The following is a 25,566-nucleotide window of genomic DNA, read 5'->3' as shown; positions in this document are numbered from 1 at the left end:
CACCCTTACACGTTTCTCGTGATGCCGTCATATTGAAATTGAACCAATCGCAATTGTAGGTATTTGAATTACCCCTAGATTTGTAGATGTCTTCTCCCCTTCTTTCGAGGAAAGAAGGCCTTGATGGGCAAAGTCAAATTGAGTGACGATTTCGAGCGGGATGGTGACGCTCAGATTACCGAGCGGGGTTATTCGGTTGTGGAGGTTTCGATCGTGTCCCCCGGCGTGGTGGAACAGGCTAACCCAAAATCGAGGACATCTCAGGGAAGCAGGTCAGAGAAGTCAGCCCTATCTGATAAACGGTTCGACCATAAGTTTAACGAGTATTAGTCTGAACCGGGCTTGCTGGACCAACAATGATACCAAGCGAGAATTCTGCTACACGACTCAGTGACCATCGGGCATTGTGCTCTTAAGAGCTGAGCCAAGTTAGGGCGGCGTGACAGGGGTCGCTGTTTGAATCCGAACTTATCTGGCGATGAGACCTCTGAATCCGCACTTATGTGGCGACGAGTCCGGGAACCAAATATGGCAAGCACCCAATTAGCCAATAGAATCAATGAATCTGAATCCGGGTTGTTGTGGCGACGCACAATTTCTTTTAAAAACAATGACTTGTGGAAGATAAGGGTCTGCCGGGCCGGGTGCGAGGACCGCTCGACTCGTGGCTGGAGGCTGCGGCGTCAAACGGGTGGCGTGGGCTGACTGCAAAAACTTTCAACAAAAAGTCCGGTTTTAGGATTCCCGCTGTTGACACCGTTCTGGGTGATTAATAAACATGATATTAACAGTCATGTTTAATTGTCTGAAACCCAGGGAGGTTATCTATGGCCATTTCGGCTCCAAGACTGCTCGCGCTTCTCGCTTCTGTTTCGATGTTTGCCGGCACGGCCCTTCCGGCGCATGCGGAAGGTGAGGTCAATATCTATTCCTCGCGCCACTATGACACCGACGAGCGGCTTTACAGCGATTTCACCGATGCCACCGGCATCAAGGTCAACCTGATCGAGGCCAAGGATGACGAGCTGATCGAGCGGCTGAAGGCGGAAGGCGCCAACAGCCCGGCCGATGTGTTCATCACCGTCGATGCCGGCCGCATCTGGCGCGCCGACCAGGCCGGATTGCTGGCTCCGGTGCAGTCGGAGGTGCTTGCAGAGCGCATTCCCGAAGCATTGCGTCATCCCGATGGCCACTGGTTCGGCGTGTCGACCCGCGCCCGAGTGATCTTCTATGACAAGGACAAGGTCAGCGAACCGCCGCAGACCTATGCCGATCTGGCCGACCCGAAATACAAGGGCCAGGTCTGCGCCCGCTCGGGCACCAACATCTACATGCTCTCGCTGCTTGCCTCGCAGATCGCGCACAATGGCGAAGAGGCCGCCAAGGCCTGGGCACAGGGTCTGAAGGACAATCTGGCGCGTGAGCCGCAGGGCGGCGACACCGACCAGCTTCGCGGCATTGCCTCGGGCGAATGCGCGATCGCGCTGTCCAACACCTATTATTTCGTGCGCGCGATCACCGGCTCCGTGGAAGGGCTGAGCGACGCGGTTGAGCGGATCGGCATCGTCTTCCCGGACCAGGGCGGCAATGGCACCCATGTCAACATCTCGGGTGTTGCCCTGACCGCGCATGCTCCGCATGCTGAAAATGCGGTGAAGTTCATGGAGTATCTGACCAGCGAATCCGCCCAGAGCTACTTCGCCAATGGCAACAATGAATATCCGGTCGTGGAAGGCGTCGAAGCCAATTCGGCGGTCGAGGGCCTGGGCGAGTTTACCGCCGATACGCTCAACCTGTCGGCGCTGGGTGAAAACCAGACCCGCGCCCAGGAAATCTACAATGAGGTCGGCTACAAGTAAGCCGCGACAGAGCCAACAGAGTTCACTCCCGGGGCAATGACCGTTCGCCCCCGGGAGACATGAAGAGGCCTGGGCATTTGGCGTCCGGGCCTTTTTGTGTGCGGTGGTGTGGTGTGGTGGGGCTTTCGGCCCTTGAGCGGACATGCGCGCTCCATCTGTTAATGTCAGGTCTCATCCTCAAGTATCGAACGCAAGAATAACGAGTGGCACCGTGGCTCTAGAAACCAACCACTTCGCTTTGCGTGATAGGTTGATCTTCGATCTTCAGCTGATCACTATGCCACGACGGGTCGTGGCCGCAGATACCAGTACCAAATACGGTAGGCCTCAAGCACGATCAGGGGACCAAAGTGGATCAGGGCGGGTGCCGCGCCGTCCCAATCGTTCAATGCGGCCCAGTGCACCAGTGTCAACACGGCGGCGGCATAGGTCCAGCGTTGCAACCACTTCCACCACTTGCCCATTTTGCGCACGAAGTAATCCATGGACGTCAGAGCCAGTGGCACAAATATGATAAACGCGATCCAGCCGGTCCAGATATAAAGCCGCGGCAATTCCCCGACCACAGTGGCCACAGACGCTTTGTCTAGCAGGTAGAAAATCGTGTGCAGCAGCGCATAGCCAAAAGAAGCAACGCCCAAGTAACGGCGGTTGCGTTTCAACCATTGCGGTCCGCGCCATCCCTTCAGCAGCATCGCCAAAGGGGTCGCCATCATCAGCACGATCAACAACCGTGCGGAGGTTTCACCGGACGGGTGCACTAGTTGATGGAAAATCCGAGGATCATCGGATGTCAGCGCGGTGAATGTCATCATGATCCCGAGAGAAGCCAGCACTGCCCATGTGAAGTAAGGTGAGGTTGCTTCAAAGAAACGTTTCATTTCGGGGTCCAAACTCATGTGGATTTCGGGGTGATACGCCCGAGCCGTTGGTTTCCGTCGCGTCTCGGGCGATATCTTCACTTCTTAATGGCAGGGATCATCCGCGCCAGCGTGCCGTCCTTGCGCACGTACTGGTTAAAAATGGCCGCAGCAGCGTGGGCGGTGATCAGGCCGAAGAGCACAATATTCAAAAGCCAATGCACATAGCCCAAATCAGCGACACCGTTCCATGTCATCCCACCCGTGATCACCATGCCAATCAGTGTTCCGTAAAGCGACCAGTGTACAATTGTGGCAATCTTGGCCTGCGTCGGGGATGTGCCAGGGGCGTGACCAGGCGCACCAAAGCGGTAGCGCAGATAAAGCCGTGCCATCACAGCAATAAAGATCGTCGATCCAAAGCCTACATGAACCCAGGCCATGGTCATGTCGTTGCCTGCAGACGTAGCGCCAGTCTGCATCGCCTCTATGGTGCGTTTCATAGGCTCGTTGATAAGCCATTGCACCCAGATGGCCGCGAAAACGACCCAGTGCAAAACGATCTGTGCGGGGCGGTAGGATGTCGGGGAATTTGTCATGAGGCGCCCCTATTTGGCACTGCGAAGGGTAACTGCGACGCCTGCGGGATCGGTTCCGCGCAAGGCATCGCCGTCTTGGCGCAGATGTGGTGAGGCGACAATCTCGCTGTGTGTGATCAATTCGTAGTGCACCAACCCAGCCATACCTTGCGGCATAGGCGGGTTATTGGGGCCGGCCCAGATATTCATGGCCAAACGGTGCGTGTTGGGAGCGCCCGCGCCCATATCGGCAAAGCCCCAAGCGTCCAGCGTCAGGTGACGCTCAAATCCAAGGGTCTCGTACCATTCCAAAGCAGGCTCAAGTGCTGGGACTTTGAAGTGCAGATGCGCGAGGTAGCTGTCGTCCGCCAAGGGTGCCATCGGGTCTGCGCCCGCCGCATGTGACAGTTCGGCCCGCACATCCAGCGGTCCGCGCCCAGAATGGGCTTCGCCGTTAACACTGTACAAAGTCAGGCCCTTAGACATATCGCCGAAATGGCCAAACCTTTCAGGTGTCTCATAGGTGATCTCGATCTCCAGGCCATCAGGATCTTGGAGATATAGCGATTTCGCCATCAAGTGATCCGTCGGCCCGACTTGCACGTTCAGTTGGATCAAACGGGCAAGCATGCGGGAAAATTCGGCCTGACTGCGCACGCCAATCGCGACATGATACATGCCCGTGTAAGGGGCTGCGACAGGGGTATCCGCGCCGGAATGAAGGACGATCAGTGTGCGATCCCTTGTTCCGAGTGCGATGCCGGACGCTGACTGATCGCGTTCGATCAATCCCAGGGCCGAGCTCCAGAATTCAATCGCACGATCAAGGTCGGTCACCTGAAGCTCGACCACCCCCCACGACACGCGGTCATATTGCGGGGAAAGGTTTGTTTTGGTGAGGGGCACGGAATTGAGCATGGGATGGCGACCTATTGCAGAAGAAAGGGCGCCCCGGCGGGAGAGGCCGGGGCGCGTCAGGGTGGATCAAGCGCGCGGTGCGATCGGTGCCTTCTTGGTGCGGCCCCAGATCACAAATGCGGTCAGTGCAAAGAGGATCACGTTGACCGGCACCACTTCGAATTCGCCGCGTGTGATGTGCAGGCCAGCGGCCAGAACCATAATCACGGCCAGACCGGTCGCGGCCAGTTTCGTCAGATGCGGCATGATGCGTGTCGCAGATGGCAGGATCAGGCCAAGCGCGCCTGCTACCTCGGCAAGGCCAATGAATTTGATCAGGAATAAGGGCGCGTTTTCCGCCCAGCCCATACCCATCGCGACCAATTCGGCCGATCCGGACATCAGCTTTGTCGAGCCTGCCATCAGGAACATTGCGGCCAAAAGGCCTTGGGCGCCCCATAGGCCAATAGTCCAGCCCTTGCCGGCTTGTACGGGGTTCGTGTCAATCGTTGTCATGTCGTTCTCTTCCTAAAAACCGCTTCTTTAGCGTGTTGGGATGAGATCAGGAATAAACCATTCCCCTAGAGGCATCATTAGGCTATTAATTGGTCTACCGTTTACTGTGAGTTGATAATGGACACACTTCTGAGCCTGCGTGTTTTTGCCGAAGTCGCTGAACACAAAAACTTCTCTGCCGTGGCGGAGCGCCTTGGCCTCTCGCCTGCGATGACCAGCAAACACGTCAAACATGTCGAAGCGCGCGTCGGTGCGCGCCTGCTCAATCGCAACAGCCGGAACGTCAGTCTGACCGAGGCTGGCGCGCAGTACCTGCAAACGATCCGCCCTTTGCTTGACGAGCTAGCCAAAGCCGAAGCGCAATTGATCTCAAACAGTCTTTCGCCGCGCGGTACGCTCAGAATGTCGATGCCTGTCTGGATGTCCAATCCGGCCTTTGCGAAACTATTGACCGCCTATCATCAGCTAAACCCGCATGTGACTTTTGATGTCGACTTAAGTGGCCGCAAGATAAGCATGGTTGAAGAGGGTGTCGATCTGGCACTGCGTGTTGCGTTTAAGTTGGATGAGGGCTTGATCGCGCGAAAACTGGCAGATGTTACGTTTCAACTGGTAGCTGCCCCTGCTTTTCTGGATAACTTTGGCCGTCCCAAAACCACCGGTGATCTCAACAACGCGCCTATGCTTGCTTATGATCAGGTAGCTGCGGACGGCCGGATCAAGTTCGGCGGTGAAGACGGGGTAGATGTCAAACTCAGGCCAATCTTGGTGAGCGCCAACGAGAGCATTCTCCATCAAGCGGCTGTTGCTGGCATGGGCTTTGCCATGCTTCCGAACTGGGCCGCTCAGGACGATATAGAAGACGGCAGACTTGAAGCCGTACTGCCGATGATCGCGTGGCCGAAATTACATATTCAGGCCATCTATGCTGATCGCAGCTATCTGCCTGCGAAGGTGAGAAGTTTTCTGGATTTCTTGGCCGGACCCGATGGATTTTCCAGCATCTTGAAGTAGCCTATCGAAGGCCAGATGTGTGACTGAGAGGGTCCAGTTTGTTTGGTGTATTCTACATCGTCCTGCATAGCGGACCTTGGCGCAGCCCGCAGCGAAAGACTGCTCCCCGCCCTCAGCGGACCTCACCCGGCTGGCACGAACGCATCAATCTTCGGCCTGACCGCTGTTTTGGTCCGGCCTGTCTTGCCGATCGTGTAGCACAGCAGGATCACCGGCAGCAGGCCGAAGCCGACGATCATCAGCGAGGGCAGGGCTGCCTGTTGCAGGCGTTCGTCGGAGGCGAGGCGGTAGGCCTGGACGGCCAGCGTGTCGAAATTGAAGGGCCGCATGATCAGGGTTGCCGGCAGTTCCTTCATGACGTCGACAAAGACGATCAGCAGCGCGGTGAGCAGGCTCGGCCTGAGCAGCGGCAGGTGGATCTCGAACAGCATCCGGCCGGAGCCGCGTCCGAGCGTGCGCGCGGCGGCGTCGATGTTGGGCTTGATTGCGGAAATGCCGGTGTCGAAGGCACCGAGGGCGGCGGCGATGAAGCGGACCATATAGGCCACCACCAGAAGCCCGATGGATCCGGTGAACAGGAGGCCGGTGGAAACTTCGAAATTGGTCCGCGCCCAGGCGTCGATCATGTTGTCGAGGGCTGCGAATGGGACAAGCAGGCCGACCGCGATGACACCGCCGGGCACGGCGTAACCGATGCCGGCCGCGGTGGCGGAAAAGCGCGCGGCCAGGCTAGGTGCAATGCGGGCGCAAAAGCCGATAACAACCGCGGCTGCGACGGTGATCAGTGCCGTGATCGAGGCCAGTGTCAGGGTGTTTTCGACATAGCCGAGATAGCGCGGCGAAAACGGCGATCGGCCGGCGTCAATTGCCATGTCGAACAGTACCACGAGCGGGATCGCAAAGCCGATTGCCACCGGCACCGCACAGGCTGCGAAGGCGCTCGCGGCGCGCCAGCCTGCGAGCGGGTGGCGTTCCATGGTTTCCTGTCTCGACCCGGCAGGGAAGCGTTTGGCAGCGCCTCGCTGGGCGCGTTCCAGCAGGGCGAAGGTCAGCGCCACGACGAGCAGGCAGAGCGCCAGCTGCGAAGCGGCCATGCGGTCACCCATCGAGAACCAGGCGTGATAGATCCCGGTGGCGAAGGTCTGCACGCCGAAATGCGCCACGGTGCCGAAATCGGCAATGGTTTCCATCAGCGCCAGCAGCACACCACCGGCGATGGCTGGCCGCGCCATCGGCAGGCTGACGCGCCAGAAGGCGGACCAGGGCGTGTGGCCGAGGGTGCGGGCGGCGAAATAGGCGGTCGGCGACTGCTTCAGGAACGCAGCGCGGGCGAGCAGATAAACATAGGGGTAGAGCACGAAAACCAGCATCGCGGCGGCGCCGCCGAGCGAGCGGATTTCGGGGAACCAGTAATCGCGCGGCCCCCAGCCGGTGACATCACGCAGCGCCGTCTGCACCGCGCCGGGGTGATCGAGCAGATCGGTGTAGGCATAGGCGAGCACATAGGCGGGAAATGCCAGCGGCAGCGCCAGCACGATCTCGAAGGTGCGGCGGAAGGGGAAATGGCAGGTGGTCACCAGCCAGGCGGTTGCCGTGCCGACAATTGCCGTGCCAATCCCCACCAGAACGACCAGTTGCAGCGTGGTCCAGGCATAGCCCGGCATCACCGTGCCCATCAGGCTGTTCCAGGTGTCGAAGGTTCCCGACACGGCCGCGAAGGCGACCGCAACAATGGGCGCCAGGCACAGCAGCGAGACTATCCAGGCCAGGATCTTGAGTGCGCGTTCGCCCACGGGCGGGATGTCCTTTGTCTAAGGTGCCAGACGTCGCTGTATCAAAGTGCTTCCGCATCCTGTGAAGACATGGAAACGCCATGCTGTGTGATTGTGGAGTAATTCATGCAGGTTTTAGCGTCAACCGGCGGCACAGGCGTTGCTCGTGGCACATTGACGCCGCGCAGGCCATTGCCTAAACCTTGCACACAGCAATTCTTGCCGCCGCTCCGGCCCCGCCGCGCGGCCTCCTTGCAGAAAACGGGCATCGTCATGGACCTTCGACCGATCAATGAAACCTATTCCGTCGCCGGGCAGATTTCCGCCGAGGACCTCGAAGCCATCAAGGCGGCCGGGTTCAAGTCAATCGTCTGTCACCGTCCCGACGGCGAAGCGCCGGACCAGCCGGGCTTTGACAGCGTCAAGCAGGCCGCTGAAGCGCTCGGGCTTGAGGTGCGGCATATTCCCATCGGCCCGATGGGCGTGACGGCGGATGCGGTGCGCGAGATGGTCGACGCGATCGAGGAAATGCCTCAACCCATGCTTGGCTATTGCCGCTCTGGCGCGCGTTCGACCTCTGTCTATCAGCACACGGCGCATCTGAGAGGCTGATTTACCCGGACCGGGCTGGTGTTGCGCTTCGGGCCAGGGTCAGGTGATGGCCTTGGCAACCGCTTCGCGGCGGGCGCGATGGCCGCGCTGCCATTTGAGAAATCCGAGATAGCCGAGTTTTGCGAGCTGCCGGATGCCGGGCGTGTGAAACAGGAATGCGCCTCGTCTCAGCCAGGGCAGCCGCTGCCAGATCGCGGCAAAGGCATCCACCCCGATCAGGTAGCCGTCCTTGTTGTCCGGGCGATCGCTTCCGGCGCTCTGCGGGCGGGTGTGAAACCGGCCAAGCAGATCGTCGCGGCTCTTGCCGGGCGGCAACTCAGTGTCGTCAAGTGCGCCAATATCGACCCAGTTGATCAGGTCATGGCGGTCCATGCGGCTGTACAGCGTCACCTCCTGGCGGCACACGGGGCATTCGCCATCATACCAGACGGTGAGGGGCGTAAGATTTTTCATGCTCTGCATGTGGTGCGGCATTGCGCACTTGCAAGACGGCTTCCTGTCAGCTGCGCGCCTTTGTCACCCCGCTGCCCGAGATTTGCTCCAATGTCCGTGTCGGGGTGATCGCCTGTTGATCAAGCTTGACCTCGATGATCGCCGGTATGCCGCTGGCTTCGGCGCGTTGGAAGGCGGCGGCGAAGTCTTGGGTTCTCTCCACCGTCTCGCCATGGCCGCCATAGGCGCGGGCCAGCGCCGCGAAGTCCGGATTGGTCAGTTCGGTCGCGCTCACACGGCCCGGGTAGTCGCGCTCCTGATGCATGCGGATGGTGCCGTACATCGAGTTGTTGACCACCACGATGATGACCGGAAGCTTGTGCTGGATCGCGGTGGCGAACTCCTGGCCGTGCATCATGAAGCAGCCATCACCTGCGAAGGCCACGACGGTGCGCTCCGGGAAGGCCTGCTTGGCGGCCACAGCGGCGGGCACGCCATAGCCCATCGAACCCGAGGCGGGGGCGGCCTGGGTGGCGAATTTCTGGAAGCGCACATAGCGGTGCACCCAGGTGGCGTAATTGCCCGCGCCATTGGTCAGGATCGCGTCTTCGGGCAGGTGATCGCGCAGCCAGTTGATGATCGGGCCCATATGAACGTCGCCCGGTCCGGTTTCGGGCGGGGTTGACCAGGTGAGATAGGCGTCATGGATGCGCGCGACCCGCTCGGCCCTGCCAGGCGAGGGGGCAGTGTCGATGGCGGACAGCGCCTCGGCGAAAGAGGCCGGATCCGCGTTGATCGCCAGGGTCGGGCGGTAGACACGGCCAAGCTCGTCGCTGTCGGCATGGACATGCACCAGCGGCTGGCGGGGATGCGGAATGTCCATCAACGTGTAGCCCGAGGAGGGCATTTCGGAGAAACGTCCGCCGACCAGCAGCACCAGATCGGAGTTGGTGATCTCATCAGCTAACGCCGGGTTGATGCCGATGCCGACATCGCCGGCATAGCAGGGGTGGGTGTGGTCAAACAGCATCTGGCGGCGGAACGAGCAGCCAACGGGGATCTGCGCCCGCTCGGCGAAGCGCTCGACCTGCTGGACCGCTCCTTCGGTCCAGCGGGTGCCGCCGAGGATCATCACCGGGCGCTCGGCACGGGCGAGGCGTTCTGCAAGATCCTTGATCTGGGCCGCGCCCGGATGAATCGCGGGAACCGGGTTCGCAAGGATTTCGGCGGGCGGGTTCTCGACCATCTCGCGCAACACGTCCTCGGGCAGCGCCAGCACCACAGGACCAGGGCGGCCGGACTGGGCGACGGAGAAGGCGCGGTTGACGAATTCGGGGATGCGGGCCGGATCATCGATCTCGGCCACCCATTTGGCGAATTCGGTGAAGGCGCGGCGGTATTCGACCTCCTGGAAGGCCTCGCGTTCGCGCGCATCGCGCTGCACCTGGCCGATGAACAGCACCATCGGGATCGAATCCTGGCGCGCGATGTGCAGACCGGCGGTGGCATTGGTGGCACCGGGGCCGCGGGTGACGAAGCAGACGCCGGGTTTGCCGGTGAGTCGTCCCCAGCTATCTGCCATCATTGCCGCGCCGCCCTCCTGACGGCAGACGGTGACGCCGACGCCCGAATCCACCAGCGCGTCGAGAACTGCGAGATAGCTCTCGCCGGGCACACAGAACAGCCGCTCCACGCCATTGGCCTTGAGCGCGTCGACAATGAGTTGCCCGCCGGTTCGCATGCCAGTCATCAGGTCTTCTTCCTTGTGCTTTTCAAACGTTCGAGTTCTTCGAGAACATCATCGGTGTGTTCACCCAGACGCGGACTCGGCCGGTCGTAATTGAGCGGCGAGGCAGGCAGGATGATCGGTGCGCGCACCGAAGGAATTCCCGTGCCCGCCTGATCGGTCAGCTCCATCTGCATGCCGCGGGCAATTGCCTGCGGGTCATCGAACATCTCGGCGATAGTGTTGATCGGTCCGGCAGGCACGGCGTTGGCTTCGCAGGCGGCGAGCATCCCGGCCTTGGTGAAGCGGCTCATTGCCGCGATGATTTCTGTGCGCAGCCGCTCGCGGTGAGCAACGCGCGACGGGTTGGTCTGGAAATCCGGATCGGCGGCCATGGCGCCGGCGCCCAGCAGTTTGCAGAAGCGCTGGAACTGGCCGTCATTGCCGACCGCGATGATGACGTGGCCATCAGAGACCGGGAACACCTCATAGGGCGCGATGTTCATATGGGCATTGCCCATCTGCACCGGGGCCTCGCCGGAGACCAGATAGTTGAGGTTCTGGTTGCCCAGAATTCCGGCCTGGGTGTCAAACAGCGCCATGTCGATCATCTGACCTTCGCCGGTCTTTTCCGCATGGCGAAGGGCTGCCTGAATGGCGATGACCGAATAGAGCCCGGTGAAGATGTCGGAGATGGCAACGCCCGCCTTTTGCGGCTCGCGGCCGGGCTCGCCGGTGATCGACATCATGCCGGCCATGGCCTGGATGATGAAATCATAACCGGCGCGCGGGGCGTAAGGCCCGGTCTGGCCGAAGCCGGTGATCGAGCAATAGACGAGACGCGGATTGGCGGCCTTGAGACTGTCATAGTCGAGGCCGTATTTCTTCAGGCCGCCAACCTTGAAGTTCTCGATCACCGCATCAGCGGTGGCGATCAGATCACGTGCGGTCCGAGCCCCCTCGGCGCTGGCGATGTCGAGCGTGATCGAGCGCTTGCCGCGGTTGGCCGAATGATAATAGGCGGCCGAGAGGTTTTCGCCATCCGCACCGGTGACGAAGGGCGGACCCCAGCGCCGGGTGTCGTCGCCGCCCTGAGGATGCTCGATCTTGATCACATCGGCACCGAGATCGGCGAGCAGCTGACCGGCCCAGGGCCCGGCCAGAATGCGTGCCAGTTCGATCACCCGGACACCGGCAAGCGGGGCCGGTGCGGTGTGCGAGGGGTCAGGATTGCTCATGCGGTATCAGGCTCCGGTCTTGTTCTTGAGCGCGCGCTCGGCAAGCAGCCGCTTCTGGTAGCGCGACTGTACGATTTCGACTGCGACCAGGGTCACCAGCACGAAGTAGAAGGTGGTCTTGGCCATCGGCTCGACAGGGAAGCCGAAGAAGGTGAGATGGGCGATGTGACCGCCTTCCGACATCAGCATGAAACCGACCAGCAACAACACGAACAGGCCCAGCACCTCGTACATGCGGTTCTTGTTGAGGAAGCTTGCAACCGTGTCGGCCATCAGCACCATCAGCGCGCCTGAAACAACGATCGCTGCGGTCATGACGATGAAATGGTCGGTCAGCGCGACCGCCGAGAGCACGGTGTCAAAGGAGAAGACGAGGTTCATGACGACGATCCAGACCAGGGCGACGGCGACCGAGCGGCGCACCGGACGGTTGGTGTCGTGCTCCAGATCATCGACGCCGATCATGTGGAAAATCTCCTTGGTCGCGGTGTAGATCAGGAACACGCCACCGACTAGCACAATCAGCGAATGGCCGCTGACGGCTCCTGAGAAAAAGGGCAAGGCGATCTCGAAGAACGGCTCGTCGAACAGGGCGATCAGGTGCAGCACCACAAACAGCAGCACGATCCTGAGCACAATGGCGAGAATGATGCCCCAGCGGCGCACCATCGCCGCGCGGGCCGGATCGACCTTTTTCGCCTCGATCGAGATGTAGAGCAAATTGTCAAAACCGAGCACTGTTTCCAGCGCGGTCAAAACCAGGAATGTGGTGAAATTGTCGAGTGTGAAAAGGTCTGCAAACATGGTCGGCCCTCCGGTTCGCGGATTGTCAGTTAGCAGGTTTTTCCGGAGTGTGTCACGCCCGCAGCTGCGCCTTTCCGAGCCTTGGGTGTTGCGACAGTTTTTGCAGGTCGAGGATCAGGCCGCTGGCGCGATGACCTGATCAAGCCAGTTTGCAAAATCAGCCATGGCCTTGTCGCTGTTGATCTCGTTGAGGGTTTCGTGCCGGGTCCCCGCCAGCACTTCGGCGCTGACATCGGTAAGACCGGCTTTCCTCATCTGCGAGACCAGCCAGATGACCGCCGCGCCCTTGTCGGTTGCGGGGTCTTCGGCGCCGCCGATCAGATGGACCGGCAGGGATTTTGGCAGCCGCGCCAGATTATCGGCTCTGCTGCCGGCATAGATCATGTCGAAAATATCGCGCCACATGCTGACGGTGGCATCCCAGCCGCAAAGCGGATCGGCGATATAGGAATCGACCTCGGCCTCATCGCGTGAGAGCCAGTCGGAATCGGTTCGGCTGTCTTTCATTGCCTTTGCCCAGGTCTGGAAGGTGAGTTTGGGCAGGATCGTGCTGGGTGTGTCCGAGCCCTTGAAAAAGGCTTCGACCGCTAGCAGCGCCTGGCCAGCCCGTCCGAGCACTCCGGCATTGAAATTGGAATTCCAGATCGCAACTGCCGCGCTTGCCTGAGGGTGGGCTTGAGCGAAATTCAGAGTGATTAAACCGCCCATGGAATGGCCGAAGGTGACAACCGGCAGGCCGGGATGGCGCTCGGCGATCAGTGCATGGATGGCTGTAACATCGGCGATGACCTTTGCCGCGCCGCCGGACCCGGAAAAGGCGCCGGGGATCGAATCAGGGGCGCGGGTGGCGCCATGGCCGCGATGGTCGTGGGCATAGGCGTGATAGCCACGGGCCGCGAGAAACCTGGCAAAGCGTTCATAGCGGGCGGCGTGCTCGGCCAGGCCATGGTTGATCTGCACCACGCCGCGGGCCTGGCCCTGGGGCGGCATGTGGCGCACGGCAAGATGGGCGCCGGTGGGGCTTTGTATAGGGAAGGGAGAAAAAATCGGTTCGGTCATGGACCACAAATGCCCCTTCCAACGCGGCATGGTCAAGCGGCAACAGCCATGCATTTGTAGTGTCATGGATCACTGCTTACCGATCTTCTTTTCCTTTCTACGTTCTTTGGCTAGAGTTCGCCTTGGGCTGCTGCATGGCCAGTTGGTCTTGAGGGAGGCTTTGGGCAACCGGGGATTGGGACGTGGCTGGAAAGGATGACTTTGACGCCAGCGATCTGGATGCGGCGTTGAGCGACGATGAAGACGCTGCAGGGCGTCAACTTGAGGCAGGGAAAGAACGCAGCCGCTCTGCCGGACGTTCCGGGGTGGGGTTCTTGCTTTTCGTGCTGGGTGTTGCCTGCGGGATTCCGGCGGCAATCTTCATGCCGGGGTTTCTCAGCGATCATGGATCGGTGGTGCTTGGGATCATCCTTGGGGCCTTGCTGTTCGTCCTCGTCATCCTCTCGCTGGTGTTCGTGTTCCGGCAGCCCTTGTGGCGCTGGATGTTCCGCCGCTCGGAGATTGAAGTCACCCGGTTCGCCGGGCCACTTGCCGATGTGGCGCGCTATGCAGCGGGCCAGAAGGTGGAAGAGGCCACCAATGCCGCACGGGATTTCGCCGAGATTGCGCTGGCGCGTTACGCATGGGTGTCGAGCCGTCGCTGGCTGGTCGCGTCGATCACTGGCTTGATTGCCGCCATGGCGGCTCTTGCGGGCTCTGCATTGCTGTTTGAGCAAAACAAACTGCTTCGTGCGCAATCGGTGTTGCTGGTGGAGCAGAACCAGCGCATCGATTTCCAGAATTCGCTGATCGATACCCAGATCCAGCTCGCGGAAGCCGAACGCAGTGCCCAGATCGGCCCGGAAGTGGTGGAGATCGGGGCTCTGATCGGAGCGGAACGGCAAGCATTTCTGGATGCTGGCGGCAAAATCGACAATTTCGGATTGTCGAATCTTTCAAGTTCCACCCGCGGGCGCATTGTCGCCGCTAGCCTCGTGGCCCGACCCTACCGGTATCTTGCACCGTCCAATGCAAATCCACGCGATGCCGACGGATTGATCCGGACGGCGCTTGCCCACAGACCGGATGCGCTGGCAGACCCCAGCCTACTGGATGCCGGCGGGGAAGGCGCGGACAATGAGCGTCTGGTGGACCGCTCAGTCAGCCCTGAGCGTGGCGACCTGCTGACCATGCTGACAGCCAATTCCATTCTCGAGACCGAAATGCTGACCGCCCTTGGAGCGGATTTTTCCTTTGCCGAGTTCCGCCGCGAACTGGCGGGCGGGCTTTCGATGCAGCATGCGCGGCTGGCTTTTGCCGATTTCTCCTGGACGCGGATGGTCGGCTGCCTGTTCGGGGCGGCGCAGCTCGATCATGCCCGGATCGAAAATGCGGTGGTTCGCGATTCGGATTTCTCCTCTCTGGCGGCGGGCGATGTGTCGGAGCTGTTTACCGCGGGCGATTTCGACTATCTGCCCACCAGCATGGCCGGGATCAGTTTCAGCAACAGCGTGATCCACAAAACCGGGTTTGCGCGCGTCAATGCCATTGCGCCGGTGTTTGACGGCGCGGTTGTTGCCATGGTGGACTTCACAGGGGCTTCGATCGCCGGGGCGAGCTTCCGGGATGCGATGATCATCGAGAGCAGCTTTGAGGGGGCCAGCCTGCTCTCAATGGACCTTGAGGGGGCCATCGTCTTCGACCAGACATTTTTGCAGACCCTGGCGCAAACCGCGATGCCGGGCTCGTTCGTTCCCGAACGCTGGAGCTTGGTTTCAATCGCCGCCGGGGAGGTCGCCGATCATCCGCGCTACATCGAGATGACCAATCATGTGCCTGAAGCTTCCTATGCCGGTGTTCAGGCCTGGCGGATCAGCCGGGTAGAGCCGGTGGCGGATTGAGCTGCCATGTTGATGGCGGTCTTGCCGCTTGCTCTTGCCGCAAAAATCGCTAGTTGAAGGCCAACAAGTGATGGAGTGCCGACATTTGAGCGATCTGACCCTGAACCAAGCCATCGACAACATCTACGCGTCGATCAACAACGACAATGAAGAGCTGGACATCCATATCGCTGCGCTCAAGGCTGCCATGGCGCGCGAAGGTGTTAAGCAAGCCGTGTTCGATCCGGCCAAGCTGGTGCAGCCGAACCGGCAGGGACGCAAGATCATGCAGTCCTATTTCCGCAAAAAGGGCGTGACGGTCGGCTTCTCTGCCTAGAGCGCTTTGGCTCCAACGCCAGGAAGCGCGTGGACAAGACGTCAGTGCATCGCAGCGGTGACATTTGCACCTTCAAGACTGGGTTCGTTTTCAAGTCTTGAAGGCTGATCGGCTGGGGGAGTCCGGCCCGTCCGCATTGCCCTTGGCCGCCATTTCGCTTAGACAGCGCTCAAACCATCCCAATTCTTGTCTGGAGCGCATCGTGGCACGGCAATTCATCTATCACATGGCGGGGCTGAACAAGGCCTATGGCGCCAAGAAGGTCCTCGAAAACGTTCATCTGTCGTTCTACCCGGACGCCAAGATCGGTATTCTCGGTCCCAACGGCGCGGGCAAGTCGACTGTCCTGCGGATCATGGCCGGCCTGGACACCGAGTTCACCGGCGAAGCCTGGCTGGCCCAGGGCGCGACGCTTGGCTACCTGCCGCAGGAGCCGCAGCTCGATGAAAGCAAGACGGTGCTCGAAAATGTCAAGGAAGGCGTTGCTGAAAAGCAGGCGATCCTCGACCGCTACAACGAGCTGATGATGAACTACTCCGACGAGACCGCCGACGAGGGCGCTCAGTTGCAGGATGTCATCGATTCGCAAAACCTGTGGGATCTCGACAGCCAGGTGGAAATGGCGATGGAAGCGCTGCGCTGCCCGCCCGGCGAAGCCTCGGTCGAAGGGCTTTCGGGTGGTGAGAAGCGCCGCGTGGCGCTCTGTGCTTTGCTGCTTCGCCAGCCGGATCTGATCCTGCTTGATGAGCCGACCAACCACCTTGACGCGGAAAGCATCGCCTGGCTTGAAAAGCACCTCAGGGAATATCCCGGCGCCGTGATCATGATCACCCATGACCGCTACTTCCTCGACAATGTGACGGGCTGGATTCTCGAGCTCGACCGTGGCCGCGGCATTCCCTATGAGGGCAATTACACTGCCTATCTGGAAGCCAAGGCCAAGCGCATGAAGCAGGAGGGCCGCGAGGAAGCGTCGCGGCAGAAATCGCTGGCGCGCGAACAGGAATGGATTGCCTCCTCGCCGAAAGCCCGTCAGGCCAAGTCCAAGGCGCGTATCCGGGCCTATGACGAACTGGTCAAGGCCGCCGGTGACCGCCGCCCCGGCGAGGCACAGATTGTCATCCCGACCGGTGAACGGCTCGGCAATCAGGTGATCGACGTCGAAGGCCTCTCCAAGGCCTATGGTGACCGGCTGCTGATCGATGATCTCACCTTCAAGCTGCCGCCCGGCGGCATAGTCGGCGTGATCGGCCCCAACGGCGCGGGCAAGACCACGCTGTTCCGGATGATCACCGGGCAGGAACAGCCTGATTCCGGCACGGTCACCATGGGTGAAACCGTGCAGCTCGCCTATGTCGACCAGAGCCGGGATTCGCTTGATGGCAGCAAGACTGTCTGGGAGGAAATCTCGGGCGGAAATGACATCATCAAGCTCGGCAAGCACGAGATGAATTCGCGCGCCTATTGCTCGACCTTCAACTTCAAGGGCGGCGACCAGCAGCAGAAGGTTGGCACGCTGTCTGGCGGCCAGCGCAACCGCGTGCATCTGGCCAAGCTGCTCAAATCCGGCGGCAACCTGCTGCTGCTCGATGAGCCGACCAACGATCTCGACACCGAAACGCTCGGCGCGCTCGAAGAGGCGCTCGAAAACTTCGCCGGCTGCGCCGTCATCATTTCGCATGACCGCATGTTCCTCGACCGCCTTGCCACCCACATTCTGGCCTTCGAGGGCGACAGCCACGTGGAATGGTTCGAGGGCAATTTCGAGGATTACGAGCAGGACAAGATCCGGAGGCTGGGCGCGGACTCGGTGAACCCGAAGCGGGTGACGTACAAGCCGCTGACGCGATAGGCCTCTGCCATCGGAGATACGCGATACACAATCAGGCCTTGCTTGGCCTGATTGTGGTGCAGTTGAATTGCATTGCCGTGCGCATTACAATCCGGTGCAAAGGAATGCCGTGATGATCACACTCGATCTGCCGAAAGAGCTTGAAAATCTGCTCGACCGCTTCGCCAAGGATCTTGGTGTGAGCAAGGAGGAGTTTGTGCTTCAGGCAATCCGGGAGCGCGTTGAGGATCTGGAAGACCTGGCAACCGCTGAGGCCGCTCTTGCCAAGGATGGTGGCGAACGCATTCCCCTGGCCGATATCATCGCCGAGTTTGGCGATGGCACTGACGAGAACGGAAATTCGCTGCACGCCGCAGAATGACCTGGGCGGTCTCGTTCACCAAATCGGCGCGCAAGCAGTTTTCAAAACTCAACCCGACAGACCGCAGCAGGGTGCTCAAATTCCTGCATGAACGGGTTGTGCCTCACCCTGACCCCCGGCTGCTGGCAAAGCGATTGCAGGGGAAGACCGAAGAGCTTTGGCGATTTCGTGTCGGCGACCTGCGGATTATTGTGCAGATATCAGAGGGGCTGATGACCATAGTGGTCATCGAGATAGGCCACCGCAGAGAGATTTATCGTTGACCACCAATCGGGGCATCGGGCTTGAACTGGCCAAACAGGCGCTGGCAAAAGGCTGGACGGTTTTTGGCTCGGCGCTGAATAGGTCAGTTGCAAGCGGGTGACGCGTTGATAAAAAGGACGGAGAGGGCGGTCGTGTCCTCTACGTCGCTGTTTTTTGCGCTTTGGCAAAAACAACCCTTGATCTCAAGTTGACTTGATATTCTAGGGTCTGTTCAACGTTCTCGGAACTGTTGAACAAGGACGCCTCCCCATGACCACCATCCTCATCACCGGCACCAATCGGGGCATCGGGCTTGAACTGGCCAAACAGGCGCTTGCGAAAGGCTGGACGGTTTATGGGTCGGCGCGTAGCGAGGTGACGGATCCGGATGCGCATATCTGCGAACACCCAAAGTTTCATGACCTGGTGTTCGATGTGACTGATTACGAGGCGGTGCGGGCGGCGGCGTCTTCGATCAGCGAACCGATCGACATCCTGATCAACAATGCCGGCATCATCGGGCCCGACCGTCAATCGACGCTGGACATGGATTTTGACGGGTTTGCGCAGACGATTGCCGTCAACACGCTGGCGCCGCTGGCGGTAAGCCAGGCGTTCCTGCCGCATCTCCGGCGTAGCGCGGCCCCGCGTATACTCACGATTTCCTCGTCCATGGGTAGCCTGTCCTATGCCAAGTCCGACCGGATCGCCTACCGGGCGTCAAAAGCGGCGGTCAACAAGGTGATGCAGGGTTTGGCCACCGATCTTGAACCGATAGGGATCGCGGTGGCGATGTTGCATCCTGGCTGGGTCAGGACCGACATGGGCGGCGCGGAGGCCGATATCGATGCGGGCACCAGCGCCAACGGGATCCTCAAGATCGCCGAGGGGCTGACGCTGAAGCGCACAGGACGGTTCTTCAACTGGGACGGTTCAAGCGCGGCCTGGTGACGCTCTCTATTCGACCCTGCAGCAAAAGGGAAAGAACGGTTCGGACAGACCCGGTGCGCCGGTGGGCGTGAAGGTGAAGTCGCTGACCCGGTCGCTCTCGTCTGTGCAGCCATTGGGCGTGTAGGCAATCGAGCCGGTGACCGGATGGCTGGTCGCAAGCTGCCAGGGGTCTTCGCTGGCGAAGCTGATGCTGCCCGGCGTGGTCTGGATGCCGTCGCCCGAGAAGGCGTCGATGAAGTTTGATGCAGCTTCACCATTGCAGGTGATCTCGAGGGCCCAGTTGGGTTCGAAGCCCGAGCATATCATTTTCTGCCCCGGTTCGAGCAACCGGTTGCAGGACATGTCGGCAGCCATCAGGGCTGCGGGATGAGCGGCGGTGAGGGCCAGTGCGAGGCCCGCCAGGCGTGTGAGTGGGCTGGCAAATGGTCGGCTGAATGATCGTGCAAGCATCCGGATGTTCTCCCTGATCCAGAAATCGCGCCCCCGCAGGATAAGTTTAGCACATCTCGAAGCTGCCGTCGAAACCGTGTTGTGGGAGATGACAGGCTGCTGTTTCCGGCGTGTTTCAGTGAGGGTGCGAACTTTCCGGTCACGGTGCGGCAAATCGGGCCACGGGTCTGTCATCCCTCTGTCACCGAGGCGGATTAACGCTGCCCGACGTCAGTCTATGAACCGAATTATCGAACCCAACCATGGAGTTGCCCAGATGCACCGTCTGCTTCCGATCTCGCTCGGCCTGATGGCCTCGTTCGCCGTTCTCGCCTCCCCGGCCCATGCGGTCGATGGTACGCTGACGCTCTACACCAGCCAGCCCAACACTGATGCGCAGCAGTCGATCGATGCCTTCATGCAGGCCTATCCGGATGTGAAGGTGACTTTCGTGCGCGACGGCACCACCAAGATCATGGCCAAGCTCGAGGCGGAACTTGCGGCCGGATCGACACCCGCCGATGTGCTGCTGATAGCAGACAGTGTGACCATGGAAGGGCTGAAGGCCCGCGATCTGCTGATGGCGCATCCCGATGCGGATGTCTCGGCCTATGCCGCGGGCACCCATGACGCCGACAAGACATGGTTCGGCACCAAGCTGATCACCACCGGCATCATGTAGAACACCGCGGCCACCATGATCCCGTCCTCCTGGGAAGATCTTCTCAAGGACGAGGCCAAGGGCCAGCTAGCAATGCCGTCGCCACTGACCTCGGGCGCTGCGCTGATCCACACCGCCACGCTGGTGGGTAATCTGGATGCGGGCTGGAGCTATTATGAGGGGCTGGCGGCCAACGGCGCGCAGGCCTCGGGCGGCAATGGCGGCGTGCTCAAGCAGGTTGCCGGCGGCGAGAAGCTCTACGGCATGGTCGTCGACTTCCTGCCGATCCGCGAGAAGGCCAAGGGCGCACCGGTTGAGTTCGTGTTTCCCGAAGAGGGCGTGTCGGCGATTTCCGAGCCGGTGGCGATCCTTTCCTCGACCCAGAACGCTGATGCCGCCAAGGCGTTTGTCGACTTCCTGATTTCGAAGGAAGGCCAGGAACTGGCGCTGAGCCAGGGCTATCTGCCGGCGCATCCCGATGTGGCCGTGCCTGCCGGTTTCCCTGACCGCAGCGCGATCAAGGTGATGCCGTTTGATGCCGCCAAGGCGCTCAAGGAAGCTGACGCCAACAAGGCCCGTTTTGCTGAAATCTTCGGCCAGTAAGGCACAGGGTTGACCGTTTCCGACATTGCCGGACCGCGCATCAGGCTGCGCGGTCCGGTCCGTTTCAAGTGGCGCTGGCGCGAGGGCACGGGCCTGGCGCTGTTGCTGGCGGCTGCGATCCTGGTGCTCTCTATCCTGCCGGTCGGGCGGCTGCTGCTAACCGCGCTGGAGGGCGGGGCTGGCGCTTTCTGGTCGGTGCTCAACACTGGCGATGTCCGGCAGGCGACACTCAACACATTGGTGATTGCTTTTGGTTCGGGCGCCGTGGCGATGGGCATCGGGCTGGTGTTCAGCCTGGCGCTGGCGGTGACCAATATGCGCGGGCGCGGGGCGATGGCTTTCATCATGGTGCTGTCGCTGATGATCGCGCCGCAGATTTCCGCTCTCGCCTTCAAGACGCTTGCCGGGCCGGCTTCCCCGCTTCTCAAGCTGATTGGCCTTGCGCCGGCGCCGGGCACGCCCAACCCGATGCTGGGTGAATTCGGCATCATCCTGGTGATGGGGCTGCATCATGCGCCGCTTGTGGCAATCACATTGGCGGCAGGACTTTCGAGCCTGCCACGGCCGCTGATCGAGGCGGCGCTGCTTGACGGGGCGTCCCCCTGGCAGGTGGTCCGTCGGATCATCATGCCGCTGCTCGGCCCGTTCCTGCTCTCCGCCGCGATCCTGGTGTTTGTGGCCGGAACCGGCAATTTTGGCATTCCGGCCTTGCTTGGCCTGCCGGTGGGTTATCTCACGCTGCCGACCCTGCTTTACCAGAAGCTCGCCAGTTTCGGCCCCTCCACGATCAATGATGCGGCGGCGATATCGGTGCTGATTGCAGCGATTGCCGGAACCGGGGTGGTGGCTGCGGGATGGTTGCTGGCGCGGCGGCAAAGCCGGCTCGAGGCGGATTTCCCGCTGGAACCGTTCTGGAAGCTTGGCCGGGCGCGATTGCCGATCGAGATTGGTGTCTGGTGCTTCATTGCGGTTGCGATCCTGCTGCCTCTTGCATCGCTTGTCGCCACCTCGCTGGTGCCGGCCTATGGCGTCAGGCTCTCGCTTGAGAGCCTGACCCTGGCGCAATATTGGGAAGTGCTGTTGCGGCAGGACCTGACGGTGCGGGCGTTCGAGAATTCGATGCTGTTTGCCGGTGCTGCGGCGCTCAGCCTGGCCTGTCTTGCGCTGGGGTTCGCCTATCTGCTTGACCGTGCGGGCGCCAAGCTGAAGGCGGCGTCGCTTGCGTTGATCGAGTTGCCCTATGCGGCGCCCGGCATCGTGCTGGCGATCGCCTGCATCCTGCTTTTCATAAAGCCGCTGCCGGTTATTGGCATATCTATTTATGCCACACCCTGGATCATCCTGTTTGCCTATCATGCAAGGTTCCTGGCGATTGCGCTCAAGCCGGTGCTGGCGGCAATGGCAACGCTTGATTCTGCGGTTGAGGAGGCGGCCATCTGTGATGGCGCGCGGCTCGGCCAGCGGCTTCGCTACATCATCATGCCAATGGTGCTGCCGGCAGTGCTGGCCGGTGCGCTGATGGTGTTCCTGCTGGCCTTCAACGAACTGACCGTGTCGGCGCTGTTATGGTCTGCTGGCAATGAGACGCTGGGGGTGGCATTGCTCAGCCTTGAGGATGCAGGCCTGGGCTCGGAAGCCGCGGCGGTTGCGGTCGCGGCGTCGGTGCTTGTTTGTCTGCTGATGCTGATCCTGCAATTGCTGGCCCGCAGGCTGCCCGAAAACGCGTTGCCCTGGCAGGCGCTGGGCGGCCGGCGTTTGCGTTCCGAACGGGCTGGGATCCTGCGCAGCCGTGAAGGCAACGGGGCCGTTGCATCGGGCTGAAGGATTGCGTCACGCTTATTGATTGGTTCATCAACGCGCCTTGGGGTATTCCGGAACCTGCTTTCATCCCAACGACCGGAGCGCATGATGACCCTGCCGATGTTTCCCGATGCCCCTGTAACCCTGCCCGAGATCATTGCTGCACGCAAAATCAAGGGCATGGTCAGTGCCGTGCTGGATGCGCGCGGTGGGGATTTCCCGAGCGATGCGGCGGCCAGGCTTGTGGTCGGGTTCGAGGGGATCGCGGATGACTACCATGCCGGCCATACACGCAAGTCCGGCGGGCGCGAGCCCTGGTATCCGCGCGGCACCGAGATCTGCAATGAACGCCAGGTCTCGATCGTGGCGGCGGACGAGCTGGCGATGGCCGCGAAGGATATGGGGATCGACCGGATCGAACCGGGCTGGATCGGCGCCAATCTGGTGATCGAGGGCATCCCGCTGCTGTCGATGCTGCCGCCGCGCACGCAACTGTTCTTTGAAGGCGGGGTGACGCTGCGCATCGACGGCGACAACGCGCCGTGCAAGATTGCCGGGGCGCAGATCGCCAAAAACTTCCCCGATAGGGACCAGACCGGGCTGGCGCTGAGCTTCGTGAGTGCAGCCAAACGCCGCCGCGGTGTGGTGGCCTGGGTGGAAAAGCCGGGCACCATCTCTGCGGGCGAGGCCGTCACGGCGCGGATCTGGGAACAGTGGACCTATCCGGGCGCCTGAGCGCGGAGTTCTTTTTCGCTGCTGTTGCTTCAGATGATGCGGGCCAGGCGCACGGGTATCTGCTCTGCTGTTGGTCAGGCAATGGGTCCGTTCACCTTGAATTTTGGGAGAATGCGACAGATTGTTTGATCTGGGCGACATGGGGCTTGCCAAAACCTCGAAAATGACATAAACATATCTTTATATCATTTTCGAGGTTATGCATGTTGTCATTGTCACCGCTATCGCTTGAGGAATGTGTCGAGGTACTCAAGGCCGCGGGCGAGCCGACGCGGTTGCGGCTGATTGCGCTTTTGAGCCATGGCGACCTTACGGTCAGTGAAATGACCGAGGTGCTTGGGCAATCGCAGCCGCGGATTTCACGTCATCTCAAGCTGTTGGGCGAAGCCGGACTGGTGGAGCGCTATCAGGAAGGCGCTTGGGCTTATTTCCGGCTGTCGCGCGATGGGTTGCGCGCCAAGCTGATGGGCGAGGCGCTGGCCGCAGCCTCTCCGTCCGATCCGCATCTCGCCCGTGACGTCGAGCGTCTTGCCTCTGTCAAGCAGGCGCGGGCCAGCCGTGCGGAAGCCTATTTCTCCGCCAATGCCGCGAGCTGGAACGAGTTGCGGCAGATGCATGTGTCTGATGACAGCGTCGAGGCCGAGATATTAAAGCTGATCGGCCGGACCCCGTTTGACGGGCTGCTGGATCTGGGCACCGGAACCGGGCGGATGCTGGAACTGCTTTCCGACCGCTATCGCCGGGCCATCGGTGTGGATTCCAGCCGTGACATGCTGGCCATCGCCCGTGCCCAGCTTGATGAGGCCGGGATTACCCACGCCTCGGTGCGTCAGGGCGATATCTTCAACCTGCCGCTCGATCGTGAAAATTTCGATGTGGTCACCATCCATCAGGTGCTTCACTTTCTGCACGATCCGCTGCCTGCAATCAGCGAGGCGGCGCGCATGCTCAGGCCTGGCGGGCGGGTGATCATTGTTGATTTTGCCCCGCACGACCATGAGGCATTGCGGCTTGATCACGCCCACGCCCGCCTCGGCTTCAGCCATGGCCAGGTGAGCGACTGGCTCGAGCAATGCGGCCTCACGGTCGAGAAAATCGTTGATCTGCCTGCGGGCACAGACACCAGCGGCGCATTGACCGTGACGCTCTGGCTTGCGCGTGATCCGCGCTTGCTGATCGCCAGTGACACGTCCTTCCCCAAAACAGGAACCGTATAAATGCCAAGCTCCCCACGCGCCAGCGCCGAGGACCTCTCCGACCGGATCAAGGTTTCCTTCGAGTTCTTCCCGCCCAAGAACGGGGATATGGAAAACCAGCTCTGGGAAAGCATCACCAAGCTGGCACCGTTCCAGCCCGATTTCGTGTCGGTGACCTATGGCGCCGGCGGCTCGACCAAGCAGCCGACGCTCAAGACCGTGAGCCGGATCGCTTCGGAAACCAGCCTGGCACCGGCGGCGCATCTGACCTGTGTGGGTTCAGACAAGGCCTCCGTCGATGCGGTTGCACGCGAGTTCAAATCGGTCGGTGTGAAGCATTTTGTGGCACTCAGGGGTGACCCGCCGGAGGGTGTGGGTGCTGCCTACCAGCCGCATCCCGAAGGCTATGCCAATGGAGCGGAACTGGTCGCGGGCCTTCGTGCCATCGACGATTTCGAAATCTCGGTGTCAGCCTATCCCGAACGTCATCCCGAAAGCCCGGATTTTGCCACCGACATCGACATGCTCAAGCGCAAGGTGGATGCAGGTGCAACGCGGGCGATCACCCAGTTCTTTTTCGACAATGATCTCTATGAGCGCTATGTCGAACGGGTGCGCCGGGCAGGAATCTATATTCCGATCGTGCCGGGCATCCTGCCGATCCACAATTTTGGCCAGGTGGCACGGTTCTCAAAACTTTGCGGCACATCGATCCCCGATTGGCTGGCGCGGCGCTTTGACGGCCTGGAGAAGGACCCCGAAACCCGCGCATTGGTGGCGGCGGCGATTGCGGCGGATCAGGTGACCGACCTTGTCGAGCGCGGAGTCGATGATTTCCACTTCTACACCATGAACCGGGCCCAGCTGGTTTATGCAATCTGCCATCTGCTGGGATTGCGCAGCGGTGAAACCCCTGCGGTGGGCGCTGCGGCTTGATCTTGTCCGGCGCCTCCGGGCACAAAAAAACGGGAGCGCCGAAACGCTCCCGTCATTGAACTTTTCCCATCGTGGCGGCGCTTTACACAGCTAGATGAAAAGCAGTGCGCCGACAAACATGAACGCTGCACAGATCACGAGGGCATTGAGCGATTGCGTAAATCCCATGGTGGTCCTCCTAGGCGTTGTACCTTGGAATGATAGACACGGGTTTGAGTTGCTGGAAAGCAAATTCG

24 protein-coding genes and 1 pseudogene are annotated in these 25,566 nt (G+C 60.7%); 14 read left to right on the top strand and 11 right to left on the bottom strand.

The genetic code is table 11. The features are described from left to right. Window positions 1-827 precede the first annotated feature (827 nt). Complete coding sequence (locus tag HPDFL43_RS16125; RefSeq protein WP_007198451.1) at window positions 828-1,859, top strand: Fe(3+) ABC transporter substrate-binding protein; 1,032 nt, start codon at window positions 828-830, stop codon at window positions 1,857-1,859. 275 nt (window positions 1,860-2,134) lie between these two features. On the opposite strand, the gene HPDFL43_RS16120 is transcribed toward HPDFL43_RS16125, so the two are convergent. From HPDFL43_RS16120 to HPDFL43_RS16105, 4 genes are all read right to left on the bottom strand, one after another. After that, the gene (locus tag HPDFL43_RS16120) at window positions 2,135-2,740 is read right to left on the bottom strand and encodes a protein-methionine-sulfoxide reductase heme-binding subunit MsrQ (protein WP_007198450.1); all 606 of its coding nucleotides are present in this window, start codon (window positions 2,738-2,740) and stop codon (window positions 2,135-2,137) included. A 77-nt stretch (window positions 2,741-2,817) separates the two neighbouring features. After that, entirely contained in the window at window positions 2,818-3,318 is a 501-nt protein-coding gene (locus tag HPDFL43_RS16115) for a cytochrome b (protein ID WP_007198449.1), read from the bottom strand. A gap of 9 nt (window positions 3,319-3,327) precedes the next feature. Further along, window positions 3,328-4,215: a VOC family protein gene (locus HPDFL43_RS16110; protein ID WP_007198448.1), complete on the bottom strand. Its 888-nt coding sequence runs from the start codon at window positions 4,213-4,215 to the stop codon at window positions 3,328-3,330. Window positions 4,216-4,281: 66 nt separating this feature from the next. Beyond that, a complete protein-coding gene (locus tag HPDFL43_RS16105) occupies window positions 4,282-4,710 on the bottom strand; it encodes a DoxX family protein (RefSeq protein WP_040449009.1) in 429 nt (142 codons plus the stop codon). Between the two features lie 117 nt (window positions 4,711-4,827). Between HPDFL43_RS16105 and HPDFL43_RS16100 the strand changes: the two genes are divergently transcribed. Continuing rightward, window positions 4,828-5,724, top strand: coding sequence for a LysR family transcriptional regulator (locus HPDFL43_RS16100; RefSeq protein WP_007195890.1), 897 nt, complete (start codon window positions 4,828-4,830; stop codon window positions 5,722-5,724). Window positions 5,725-5,846: 122 nt separating this feature from the next. On the opposite strand, the gene HPDFL43_RS16095 is transcribed toward HPDFL43_RS16100, so the two are convergent. Beyond that, window positions 5,847-7,517: an ABC transporter permease gene (locus tag HPDFL43_RS16095; RefSeq protein WP_007198447.1), complete on the bottom strand. Its 1,671-nt coding sequence runs from the start codon at window positions 7,515-7,517 to the stop codon at window positions 5,847-5,849. Between the two features lie 252 nt (window positions 7,518-7,769). Here HPDFL43_RS16095 and HPDFL43_RS16090 point away from each other — a divergent pair, with 252 nt between their 5' ends. Further along, complete coding sequence (locus tag HPDFL43_RS16090; protein ID WP_040450377.1) at window positions 7,770-8,108, top strand: protein tyrosine phosphatase family protein; 339 nt, start codon at window positions 7,770-7,772, stop codon at window positions 8,106-8,108. 39 nt (window positions 8,109-8,147) lie between these two features. Here the strand turns inward: HPDFL43_RS16090 and HPDFL43_RS21465 are convergent, their stop codons facing one another. From HPDFL43_RS21465 to HPDFL43_RS16065, 5 genes are all read right to left on the bottom strand, one after another. Continuing rightward, window positions 8,148-8,561, bottom strand: coding sequence for a thiol-disulfide oxidoreductase DCC family protein (locus HPDFL43_RS21465; RefSeq protein ID WP_169743260.1), 414 nt, complete (start codon window positions 8,559-8,561; stop codon window positions 8,148-8,150). A 46-nt stretch (window positions 8,562-8,607) separates the two neighbouring features. Beyond that, window positions 8,608-10,281: a thiamine pyrophosphate-binding protein gene (locus HPDFL43_RS16080; protein WP_040450373.1), complete on the bottom strand. Its 1,674-nt coding sequence runs from the start codon at window positions 10,279-10,281 to the stop codon at window positions 8,608-8,610. A gap of 8 nt (window positions 10,282-10,289) precedes the next feature. Then, complete coding sequence (locus tag HPDFL43_RS16075) at window positions 10,290-11,504, bottom strand: CaiB/BaiF CoA transferase family protein (protein WP_007198443.1); 1,215 nt, start codon at window positions 11,502-11,504, stop codon at window positions 10,290-10,292. A gap of 6 nt (window positions 11,505-11,510) precedes the next feature. Next, window positions 11,511-12,308, bottom strand: coding sequence for a TerC family protein (locus tag HPDFL43_RS16070; protein WP_007198442.1), 798 nt, complete (start codon window positions 12,306-12,308; stop codon window positions 11,511-11,513). Window positions 12,309-12,422: 114 nt separating this feature from the next. Continuing rightward, window positions 12,423-13,367 carry an alpha/beta fold hydrolase gene (locus HPDFL43_RS16065; protein WP_007198441.1) on the bottom strand — a complete coding sequence of 315 codons (945 nt, stop codon included), beginning with the start codon at window positions 13,365-13,367 and terminating at the stop codon, window positions 12,423-12,425. Window positions 13,368-13,549: 182 nt separating this feature from the next. Here HPDFL43_RS16065 and HPDFL43_RS16060 point away from each other — a divergent pair, with 182 nt between their 5' ends. The 6 genes from HPDFL43_RS16060 to HPDFL43_RS16035 all read left to right on the top strand — a co-directional run bounded on the left by HPDFL43_RS16060 (window position 13,550) and on the right by HPDFL43_RS16035 (window position 18,970). Next, window positions 13,550-15,247, top strand: coding sequence for a pentapeptide repeat-containing protein (locus HPDFL43_RS16060; protein WP_007198440.1), 1,698 nt, complete (start codon window positions 13,550-13,552; stop codon window positions 15,245-15,247). Window positions 15,248-15,332: 85 nt separating this feature from the next. After that, window positions 15,333-15,563 carry a hypothetical protein gene (locus HPDFL43_RS16055; RefSeq protein ID WP_156970304.1) on the top strand — a complete coding sequence of 77 codons (231 nt, stop codon included), beginning with the start codon at window positions 15,333-15,335 and terminating at the stop codon, window positions 15,561-15,563. A 202-nt stretch (window positions 15,564-15,765) separates the two neighbouring features. After that, entirely contained in the window at window positions 15,766-17,415 is a 1,650-nt protein-coding gene (gene ettA, locus HPDFL43_RS16050; protein ID WP_007198438.1) for an energy-dependent translational throttle protein EttA, read from the top strand. Window positions 17,416-17,527: 112 nt separating this feature from the next. Continuing rightward, window positions 17,528-17,776, top strand: coding sequence for a DUF6290 family protein (locus HPDFL43_RS16045; RefSeq protein WP_007198437.1), 249 nt, complete (start codon window positions 17,528-17,530; stop codon window positions 17,774-17,776). Then, window positions 17,773-18,039, top strand: coding sequence for a type II toxin-antitoxin system RelE family toxin (locus HPDFL43_RS16040; protein ID WP_007198436.1), 267 nt, complete (start codon window positions 17,773-17,775; stop codon window positions 18,037-18,039). The genes HPDFL43_RS16045 and HPDFL43_RS16040 overlap by 4 nt, the downstream gene beginning before the upstream one ends. 250 nt (window positions 18,040-18,289) lie before the next feature. Continuing rightward, complete coding sequence (locus HPDFL43_RS16035) at window positions 18,290-18,970, top strand: SDR family oxidoreductase (protein WP_007198435.1); 681 nt, start codon at window positions 18,290-18,292, stop codon at window positions 18,968-18,970. Between the two features lie 6 nt (window positions 18,971-18,976). Here HPDFL43_RS16035 and HPDFL43_RS16030 read toward each other — a convergent pair whose 3' ends face one another. Beyond that, complete coding sequence (locus HPDFL43_RS16030; protein ID WP_007198434.1) at window positions 18,977-19,420, bottom strand: hypothetical protein; 444 nt, start codon at window positions 19,418-19,420, stop codon at window positions 18,977-18,979. A gap of 256 nt (window positions 19,421-19,676) precedes the next feature. Here HPDFL43_RS16030 and HPDFL43_RS16025 point away from each other — a divergent pair. The 5 genes and pseudogenes from HPDFL43_RS16025 (at window position 19,677) to metF (ending at window position 25,330) form a co-directional block, all read left to right on the top strand. Then, a pseudogene (locus tag HPDFL43_RS16025) lies at window positions 19,677-20,663 on the top strand (ABC transporter substrate-binding protein). Window positions 20,664-20,672: 9 nt separating this feature from the next. Continuing rightward, complete coding sequence (locus tag HPDFL43_RS16020; RefSeq protein ID WP_007198431.1) at window positions 20,673-22,484, top strand: ABC transporter permease; 1,812 nt, start codon at window positions 20,673-20,675, stop codon at window positions 22,482-22,484. An 84-nt stretch (window positions 22,485-22,568) separates the two neighbouring features. Next, window positions 22,569-23,198, top strand: a complete 630-nt coding sequence (locus HPDFL43_RS16015) for an MOSC domain-containing protein (protein WP_007198430.1) — start codon at window positions 22,569-22,571, stop codon at window positions 23,196-23,198. A gap of 203 nt (window positions 23,199-23,401) precedes the next feature. Then, window positions 23,402-24,415, top strand: coding sequence for an ArsR/SmtB family transcription factor (locus tag HPDFL43_RS16010; protein ID WP_007198429.1), 1,014 nt, complete (start codon window positions 23,402-23,404; stop codon window positions 24,413-24,415). After that, entirely contained in the window at window positions 24,416-25,330 is a 915-nt protein-coding gene (metF, locus tag HPDFL43_RS16005) for a methylenetetrahydrofolate reductase [NAD(P)H] (protein WP_007198428.1), read from the top strand. Window positions 25,331-25,566 lie beyond the last annotated feature (236 nt).

Origin of the sequence: Hoeflea phototrophica DFL-43, from assembly GCF_000154705.2 — a bacterium.
GTDB classification, from domain to species: Bacteria; Pseudomonadota; Alphaproteobacteria; order Rhizobiales; family Rhizobiaceae; genus Hoeflea; species Hoeflea phototrophica.
This window is presented reverse-complemented; position numbering and strand designations above follow the sequence as displayed.

Excerpts from the sequence above, each read along its gene's own strand:
- HPDFL43_RS16040 (WP_007198436.1), top strand. The coding sequence starts at position 17,773 with ATGACCTGGGCGGTCTCGTTCACCAAATCGGCGCGCAAGCAGTTTTCA.
- HPDFL43_RS16125 (WP_007198451.1), top strand. The coding sequence starts at position 828 with ATGGCCATTTCGGCTCCAAGACTGCTCGCGCTTCTCGCTTCTGTTTCG.
- HPDFL43_RS16120 (WP_007198450.1), bottom strand. The coding sequence starts at position 2,740 with ATGAAACGTTTCTTTGAAGCAACCTCACCTTACTTCACATGGGCAGTG.
- HPDFL43_RS16010 (WP_007198429.1), top strand. The coding sequence starts at position 23,402 with ATGTTGTCATTGTCACCGCTATCGCTTGAGGAATGTGTCGAGGTACTC.
- HPDFL43_RS16015 (WP_007198430.1), top strand. The coding sequence starts at position 22,569 with ATGATGACCCTGCCGATGTTTCCCGATGCCCCTGTAACCCTGCCCGAG.
- HPDFL43_RS16090 (WP_040450377.1), top strand. The coding sequence starts at position 7,770 with ATGGACCTTCGACCGATCAATGAAACCTATTCCGTCGCCGGGCAGATT.
- HPDFL43_RS16065 (WP_007198441.1), bottom strand. The coding sequence starts at position 13,367 with ATGACCGAACCGATTTTTTCTCCCTTCCCTATACAAAGCCCCACCGGC.
- HPDFL43_RS16075 (WP_007198443.1), bottom strand. The coding sequence starts at position 11,504 with ATGAGCAATCCTGACCCCTCGCACACCGCACCGGCCCCGCTTGCCGGT.
- HPDFL43_RS16030 (WP_007198434.1), bottom strand. The coding sequence starts at position 19,420 with ATGCTTGCACGATCATTCAGCCGACCATTTGCCAGCCCACTCACACGC.
- HPDFL43_RS16070 (WP_007198442.1), bottom strand. The coding sequence starts at position 12,308 with ATGTTTGCAGACCTTTTCACACTCGACAATTTCACCACATTCCTGGTT.
- HPDFL43_RS16100 (WP_007195890.1), top strand. The coding sequence starts at position 4,828 with ATGGACACACTTCTGAGCCTGCGTGTTTTTGCCGAAGTCGCTGAACAC.
- metF (WP_007198428.1), top strand. The coding sequence starts at position 24,416 with ATGCCAAGCTCCCCACGCGCCAGCGCCGAGGACCTCTCCGACCGGATC.
- HPDFL43_RS16080 (WP_040450373.1), bottom strand. The coding sequence starts at position 10,281 with ATGCGAACCGGCGGGCAACTCATTGTCGACGCGCTCAAGGCCAATGGC.
- HPDFL43_RS21465 (WP_169743260.1), bottom strand. The coding sequence starts at position 8,561 with ATGAAAAATCTTACGCCCCTCACCGTCTGGTATGATGGCGAATGCCCC.
- HPDFL43_RS16115 (WP_007198449.1), bottom strand. The coding sequence starts at position 3,318 with ATGACAAATTCCCCGACATCCTACCGCCCCGCACAGATCGTTTTGCAC.
- HPDFL43_RS16105 (WP_040449009.1), bottom strand. The coding sequence starts at position 4,710 with ATGACAACGATTGACACGAACCCCGTACAAGCCGGCAAGGGCTGGACT.
- HPDFL43_RS16110 (WP_007198448.1), bottom strand. The coding sequence starts at position 4,215 with ATGCTCAATTCCGTGCCCCTCACCAAAACAAACCTTTCCCCGCAATAT.
- HPDFL43_RS16045 (WP_007198437.1), top strand. The coding sequence starts at position 17,528 with ATGATCACACTCGATCTGCCGAAAGAGCTTGAAAATCTGCTCGACCGC.
- HPDFL43_RS16035 (WP_007198435.1), top strand. The coding sequence starts at position 18,290 with ATGACCACCATCCTCATCACCGGCACCAATCGGGGCATCGGGCTTGAA.